Origin of the sequence: Micromonospora sp. ATA51 (assembly GCF_016802855.1) — a bacterium.
GTDB lineage: Bacteria > Actinomycetota > Actinomycetes > Mycobacteriales > Micromonosporaceae > Micromonospora > Micromonospora sicca.
Genome location: NZ_JAEVHJ010000362.1, coordinates 1 through 6,404 on the forward strand (window position 1 = coordinate 1; position 6,404 = coordinate 6,404).

Sequence of the window (6,404 nt, forward strand, 5' to 3'; positions counted from 1 at the left end):
CTGGGCCGGTCCCGCTGCTGCGGTACGGCGGCGGCGCCGCTCCAGCCGGTGGCCGCACGCTGGTCGTCCGGCGCGCCCCAGCCGGGCTGCTGCGGAGGCTCGCCGTGGGTGGCGGCCCGGCTGGCGGCCCAGCCTCCGGAGCGGTCGGGGTCGTCGTCGCGGGGGTCGGCGGGACCGGTCTCCCAGCCGCCGGAGCGCGCCGCGTCGTCCTGCTGCGGGGCGGACCAGCCGCGGGCCGGCTCCCCGTCGTCCTGTCGGGCTGGTACGCCGGCGGCCCAGCCGCCCGAGCGCGCGGGATCGTCCTGCTGGTCCGGGTTGCCGGACGTCCAGCCGCCGGACTGGTTCGGCTCGTTCGGCGTGGACCACGCCTCGTTCGGCTGCCGGCGGGGGCGGGAACCTGCGCGGCGGCGCGTGCGGTGGGCGCGGCGGAGGCCCAGGTGGGCGACTGCTCGCCCTGCTGGCCCCAGGCAGGTTGGTCGTCCTGCGGCGGGGTGGCCCACCCGCCCGAGCGGGCCGGATCGTCCTGCTGCGGCGCGCCGGACCCGACGGTCCAGCCGTCCGAGCGGTCGTCCGGGGTGGTGGGAGCCGCGCTCCAGCCGCCGGAACGGGCCGGGTCGTCGTGCGGCTGGCCGGCGGGGGCGGGCACCTGCGCCGCGCCTCGGGCGCCCGGCTCGGCGGGCTGCGCCCAGGCCGGCTGGTCTCCCCGGGGCCCGGCGGCCCATCCGGGGCCGGCCTGCTCGGACGGCGTCGCCCACGCGGGCGGGGACTGCTCGGCCGGTGGGTTGCCCGGGTTGCCGCCGGGTGCGGAAGCGGCGGCCCAGGCGGGGCCGGCCTGTTCCGGCGTGGCCCACGCGGGCTGGGCCGGGGCGCCCCAGGACCCGGGTTCGGGCTGCTGCGGGGCCGGGGCGGCGCCCCAGGTGGGGTTCGGTGGCTGGCCGCCCGGCTGCGCCCAGGCGGGGGCGGGCGACTGTTCGTCCTGTCCGGCCCAGGCGGGGGCCGGCTGGTTCGGCCGACCGGCCGGCGGGGGTGGTGCCCAGCCGAGATCGGGGGCGTTGGGGTACCCGTTGTCCTGCTGCGCCGGGTGGTCGCCGTACGGCGCCGGTCCGCCGGCGCCAGGCGACACCTCGCCCGGCTCCTGGCCGGGGCGGTGCGGGGCCTCGGACGTCATGGGTGCGCCTCCTCCATCACATGTCGGCCGCCGATGCCGATCGGGGACCGTCGGCATGGTTGCCGGCGTCGCCGGCGGATACCGGCCGTGTGGGCTCCCCGCACCGTATCCGGTGGCCGCCCGGAGGTGTCCGGGGAGCACCGGCCGTCACTCACCGTTGCCGTGTGGTGTCGATCGGCTTCTATCGGCGCGATCTCGCCGGGGGCGGGTGGGTGGCGACCGAGCCCCACCGTACCGGGCGGTGCGGCGAGGTGGAATCCCGGTCTCAATCACCCCCAAACGCCGGAGACCCGCCCGGCTGCGCCGGGCGGGTCTCCGAACTGGAGGAGGTGAGGAAAGTCGAGGAGCGTCAGCTCATGTGACGCTGGGCGATGGCGAGAAGCTCCTCGCGGACCGCGGGCGAGTTGGCGGAACGCAGCGCGTGCTCGATGGCGCGGGCACGGCGGTTGGCGTCGCGGCGGTTGCGGATTCGCTCGATCATGCTCATCTGGGTCTCTCCTCCTGGCTATTCGGTTGTCAGCCCCTGATGTCTCTATTGAAGCGCATGACGCGGTCAACTTCCATCGATTATTAGGTGAGCTGAACCACGGACCTAAGGATCGTAGGTCATGGTCGGTCGGGGCCGACGAATTCTTCCCCCAACGGCAACGGCCGGTGTGCCGGGCGTTCACCCGTGGCACACCGGCCGTGGCCTGGTGTCTGTCGACCGTCAGGTCCAGGCGAGCAGCGCCGCCTCCGGATCGGCCAGGAAGTCCCCGATGTCGCGGAGGAACTTCGAGCCCAGCTCACCGTCGATGATCCGGTGATCGAAGGAGAGGCCGAGCGTGGTGACCAGGCGCGGCTTCACCTTGCCCTTGTGCACCCACGGCATCTCCCGGACCGCGCCGAAGGCCAGGATCGCCGACTCGCCCGGCGGCAGGATCGGCGTACCGGTGTCGACGCCGAAGACGCCGACGTTGGTGATCGTCAGCGTGCCGCCCGACATGTCCGCCGGGGAGGTCTTCCCGGCCTTGGCCGTCTGCACCAGCGCCGTCATCGCGTCCGCCAGTTCGCGCAGCGAGAGCCGGCCGGCGTCCTTGATGTTCGGCACGATCAGGCCGCGCTCGGTGGCCGCCGCGATGCCCAGGTTGACGTAGTCCTTGACCACGATCTCGTCGCCCGCCCAGGTCGAGTTGACCATCGGATGGCGCTTGACTGCCAGCAGCACCGCCTTGGCGACCAGCAGCAGCGGCGAGACCCGGACGTCGCGCCACTCCCGCCGCTCGCGGAGCCGGTCCAGGGCCTTCATCGCCCGGGTCACGTCGACGGTCAGGAACTCCGTCACGTGCGGGGCGGTGAACGCCGAGCGGGACATGTTCTCGGCGGTGAGCTTGCGTACCCCCTTGACCGGGATGCGCTGCTCGCGGTCCGCGCCGAAGCTCGCGGCCACCGTGGTCGGCGCCGCGACCGTCAGCGGCTCGGCCGCCGCCGGGGTCCCGCTCGCCGCCCGCTGTACGTCCTCCCGGGTGATCGAGCCCAGCGGGCCCGAGCCGGTCAGCGTGGCCAGGTCGACGCCGAGGTCCTTGGCGAGCTTCCGGACCGGCGGCTTGGCCAGCACAGCCCGCCGGTCCGGCCGGTGCCGTTGACCGCCGGAGCCGCCGGAGCCGGTGCGACCGGCGCCGGAGCCGGGGCGGGCTGGACCGGGGCGGCCGCCGCCTGGGCGGGGAGACCGCCCTTGCGCGGCCGGCGCTTCGCCGCCGTGGTGCGCGGGCCGTAGCCGACCAGCACGGCGGTACGCCCACCCGGGGCGGGACCGCCGATCAGGCCCGGCTCGACCATGCCCTCCTCCGGCGCGATCTCGACCGCGGCCAGCGAGGCCGCCGACGGGGTGGGCAGCGCGTCGGCCGGCTCGCCGGTCGTCGACTCCTCGATCGGGCCGGCGCCCGGGTCGGTGTCGATCGCGATGATCGGCGTGCCGACCTCGACCGTGGTGCCCTCCGGGTGGAAGATCGACCGCACCTGGCCGGCCCACTTCGCCGGGATCTCGACCGCCGCCTTGGCCGTCTCCACCTCGACGATCGGCTGGTTCAGCTCGATCGTGTCGCCCACCTTGACCAGCCAGGCGAGGATCTCGCCCTCGGTCAGGCCCTCGCCCAGGTCGGGGAGGTTGAACTCCTTGATCCGTGACATGCCGCTCACCAGCCGAAGGTGCGGTCGACGGCGTCGAGCACCCGGTCGAGGTCGGGCAGGTACTCCTCCTCCACCCGGCTGGCCGGGTAGGGGGTGTCGAAGCCGGTGACGCGCAGCACCGGGGACTCCAGGGAGTAGAAGCACTCCTCGGTGATCCGGGCCGCGATCTCCGAGCCCAGGCCCAGGTTGCCCGGGGCCTCGTGAACGACCACGCAGCGACCGGTGCGCCGCACCGACTCGTACGCGGCGGTCAGGTCCAGCGGGGAGAGCGAGCGCAGGTCGATGACCTCCAGCTCGCGGCCGTCCTCCGCGGCGGCGGTCGCCGCGTCCAGGCAGGTCCGCACCATCGGGCCGTACGCCAGCACGGTGGCGTCGGTGCCGGCGCGGGCGACCCGGGCCGAGTGCAGCGGGTACGCCTCCGACAGCGGGGCGTCCAGCTCGACCGGACCCTTCTCCCAGTAGCGCCGCTTCGGCTCCAGGAAGACGATCGGGTCGTCCGAGGCAATCGCCTGCTGAATCATCGAGTACGCGTCCTGCGGGTTCGCGCAGGTGACGACCTTCAGGCCGGCGGTGTGCGCGAAGTACGCCTCGGGCGACTCCGAGTGGTGCTCGACCGCGCCGATGCCGCCGCCGTAGGGAATCCGGATGACCATCGGGATCCGGACCTTGCCCTGCGAGCGGTAGTGCATCTTCGCCACCTGCGACACGATCTGGTCGTACGCCGGGTAGACGAAGCCGTCGAACTGGATCTCGCAGACCGGGCGGAAGCCGCGGATGGCCAGGCCGACCGCGGTGCCGATGATGCCGGACTCGGCCAGCGGGGTGTCGATCACCCGCTGGTCGCCGAAGTCCTTCTGGAGCCCGTCCGTGATCCGGAACACGCCGCCGAGCTTGCCGACGTCCTCGCCCATGATGACGACCTTCGGGTCGTTCTCCAGGGCCTTGCGCAGACCGGTGTTGAGGGCCTTGCCGAGGGTGAGCGTCTCCGTGGCCATCAGTGGGCGCTCCCCTCGAACGACTCCATGTACTTGCTGAACTGCGCCCGCTGCTCGTCGAGCTCGGGGGACCCGTTGGGGTAGACGTGGTCGAACATCGTCACCGGCTCCGGGTTGGGCATGGCGAGCACCCGCTCGCGCAGGTGCACCGACTCGGCGCGGGCCTGCTCGTCGACCGAGGCGAAGAAGTCCGCGTCGGCGATCTGCTGCGTGGTCAGGAACGCCTTCATCCGGGCGATCGGGTCCTTGGCCTGCCAGGCCTCGACCTCGCTGGCGATCCGGTACCGGGTCGGGTCGTCGGAGGTGGTGTGCGCCCCCATCCGGTAGGTGTACGCCTCGATCAGGCTGGGGCCCTGGCCGAGCCGGGCGTTGTCCAGCGCGTGCCGGGTCACCGCGTACGACGCGAGCACGTCGTTGCCGTCCACCCGCACGCCGGGGAAGCCGAAGCCGCCCGCCCGCTGGTACAGCGGGACGCGGGTCTGCCGCTCCAGCGGCTCGGAGATGGCGTACTGGTTGTTCTGGCAGAAGAACACCAGCGGGGCGTTGAAGACGCTGGCCCAGACGAACGCCTCGTTGACGTCGCCCTGGCTGGTGGCGCCGTCGCCGAAGTAGGCGATCACCGCCTCGCCGTCGTCGGTGCCGGTCTTGCCGTCCATGTGGACGCCCATGGCGTACCCGGTCGCGTGCAGGGTCTGCGCCCCGATCACGATCGTGTACATGTTGAACTTGAACTCGTTGGGGTCCCAGCCGCCCTGGTCGACCCCGCGGAACAGGCCGAGCGGCATGATCGGGTCGATGCCCCGGCAGTAGAGGACGCCGTGCTCCCGGTAGGTCGGGAAGGCCATGTCCTGGGTACGCAGCGCCCGGCCGGAGCCGACCTGCGCGGCCTCCTGACCCAGCAGGCTGGCCCAGAGGCCCAGCTCGCCCTGGCGCTGCAGCGCGGTCGCCTCGGCGTCGAGCTTGCGGACCAGCACGAGGTCGCGGTAGAGCCCGCGGTACTCCTCGTCGGTGAAGTCGACGCGGTACTCGGTCCCGTCCGGGCCGATCGCGCTCTCGATCCGCTCGCCCTCGGGCGTCAGCAGCTGTACGAGTGCCGGGTCACCGGCGTTCGCCGAGGCGGTTCGCTTGGAACGGGGTGCGGCCCGCCGGCCGCGGGTGGTGACCCCGGGGTCGCCCTTTGCCATCCGTCTCTCCCTGTCGTGTCTGCGCCGGTGCCGGGGGTGACCCTAGCCGCGCAAATCGTGCACCCGCCCGGCTGGTGCCGGGCTGGTTCCTGGCGGCCGCGCCTAGCCCCGGTGAGGGTTGCCGCGCGGCGTGAGCCGGATTCTGGGCGAACCCGGTTCGGGAGCGCCGGCGTCGTACCGCACCTGCCGCGGGTGCGCGGAGGTGGCGGCTACGTTGCCGTCGTGCCTGAATGATTGCAGAGGAGGTGAGCGGGCCCACAGTATGGCCCTCCACCCCGGTGGCGTTCCGTCTGCAAAGCGACGGATAGACCTTTTTGTCGCATGCGCACTCGACCGCGACGGACAAAGTGTGTGTCGACACGCGGTGGCGACTGGTGAACTGAGCGTCACTGGTTCAAGCTGACTGGTGTCCCGGTGAGTGTTAAGCGGCGTTTGTCCGTTTAGGCCGACGTGCCCGCAACCGACGATCCCGCCGAAGGTCGACGACGAGGAGTGTGCCGGTGTCCGAGCCAGCCGAGGGTCCCGGAAGTCCACTCCTCGGCCGCCACCACGCGGCCCCCGCCGCCGGCTACCGACGGGTGGTCGGCACCCACCGGGCAACCGGACTCGGCGGCCCGAGCCGCGGCTACCTCTTCACGGTCGCCCTGCTCGCCGGCACCGCGTCGATGCCGATCCTCGCCGCCATCAGCGCCGGGTCGGCCACCGTCGGCAGCACCGCCCTCCCGGACAACAGCACGCCCTTCATCCCGACGCCCTCGGTCGGCCCGGTGGTCATCCCGCTGCCCGGGACCAGCCAGCCCGCGGTGGCGCCCACCACCCGGCCTGCCCCGGTGGTCACCCGCCCCGACGCGGCGGCGCCGCCGCCCGGCCCCGCCGGCTGACCTCCGA

At 73.3% G+C, this 6,404-nt stretch carries 4 protein-coding genes and 2 pseudogenes; 1 reads left to right on the forward strand and 5 read right to left on the reverse strand.

All coding sequences use genetic code 11. From position 1 onward, the window contains the following. The 5 genes and pseudogenes from JNW87_RS33000 to pdhA all read right to left on the reverse strand — a co-directional run. Positions 1–500 (reverse strand): annotated as a pseudogene (locus JNW87_RS33000) (hypothetical protein); the annotation flags it as partial. Between the two features lie 1,017 nt (positions 501–1,517). Beyond that, positions 1,518–1,655: a hypothetical protein gene (locus JNW87_RS33005; RefSeq protein ID WP_165823299.1), complete on the reverse strand. Its 138-nt coding sequence runs from the start codon at positions 1,653–1,655 to the stop codon at positions 1,518–1,520. Between the two features lie 222 nt (positions 1,656–1,877). After that, positions 1,878–3,337, reverse strand: a pseudogene (locus tag JNW87_RS33010) (dihydrolipoamide acetyltransferase family protein). A gap of 5 nt (positions 3,338–3,342) precedes the next feature. Next, on the reverse strand, positions 3,343–4,332 hold the full coding sequence (locus tag JNW87_RS33015; protein WP_109804777.1) for an alpha-ketoacid dehydrogenase subunit beta: 990 nt from the start codon (positions 4,330–4,332) through the stop codon (positions 3,343–3,345). Continuing rightward, positions 4,332–5,516, reverse strand: coding sequence for a pyruvate dehydrogenase (acetyl-transferring) E1 component subunit alpha (pdhA, locus tag JNW87_RS33020; RefSeq protein WP_109804776.1), 1,185 nt, complete (start codon positions 5,514–5,516; stop codon positions 4,332–4,334). The genes JNW87_RS33015 and pdhA overlap by 1 nt, the downstream gene beginning before the upstream one ends. A gap of 500 nt (positions 5,517–6,016) precedes the next feature. Here pdhA and JNW87_RS33025 point away from each other — a divergent pair, with 500 nt between their 5' ends. After that, positions 6,017–6,397: a hypothetical protein gene (locus JNW87_RS33025; protein ID WP_238455028.1), complete on the forward strand. Its 381-nt coding sequence runs from the start codon at positions 6,017–6,019 to the stop codon at positions 6,395–6,397. Positions 6,398–6,404: the final 7 nt, after the last annotated feature.

Coding starts and splice junctions, on each gene's coding strand:
- JNW87_RS33005 (WP_165823299.1), bottom strand. CDS start 1,655: ATGAGCATGATCGAGCGAATCCGCAACCGCCGCGACGCCAACCGCCGT.
- JNW87_RS33015 (WP_109804777.1), bottom strand. CDS start 4,332: ATGGCCACGGAGACGCTCACCCTCGGCAAGGCCCTCAACACCGGTCTG.
- pdhA (WP_109804776.1), bottom strand. CDS start 5,516: ATGGCAAAGGGCGACCCCGGGGTCACCACCCGCGGCCGGCGGGCCGCA.